General features: G+C 37.7%; 1 protein-coding gene. It reads right to left on the bottom strand.

Going from position 1 to position 504, the window contains the following annotated elements; genetic code table 11:
- Nucleotides 1–152: 152 nt before the first annotated feature.
- Nucleotides 153–504, bottom strand: a 352-nt coding sequence (locus tag L1D47_RS21115; protein ID WP_239886659.1) for a hypothetical protein, incomplete at its 5' end; no start/stop codon positions are given.

Raw genomic sequence — 504 nt, 5'->3', positions numbered from 1 at the left:
TTGATTTCATCACGCACATTGGGCTGATAGAGTTTTTGGCTTAATGCCCAACCTGCTAAATCATACGTATCAATAATGCCGTCTGCAATGCCTTTGGCTTGTTTATATTGCTCTACAATATTATCTAGTTCATTTTTCTTTGCACTCATCGTTTAATCTCCATTCATAAAATCCCAACCATCATAAATTGCGCTTCCTAATAAAAAAGAACGTATAGGCACAAGATGCTTGCGTAATTGCTGATATTTACCTGTACGATGATGCAGTTGCCCCACAACCAAACCCATGTGAATTTTATTAACGCCAGCAAATGCCATTATTTTCTTTTCAGCAAAAATATACGCACCTGCTCGGATAATATAGCTATCTAATTTTGCTGTGGGAACGCAAAAATTTGCCGCAGCCGCATTAGCTTGTTGCTCTTCAATAGGTAAGTTTTGTATATCAATGCCTATGTCTTCATCAAAAATAGGGGTATTTTTGCCATCGCCTTGTAAAACGTGT

Source organism: Shewanella sp. Isolate7 (assembly GCF_022398425.1).
Lineage (GTDB): Bacteria > Pseudomonadota > Gammaproteobacteria > Enterobacterales > Shewanellaceae > Shewanella.
This window is presented reverse-complemented; position numbering and strand designations above follow the sequence as displayed.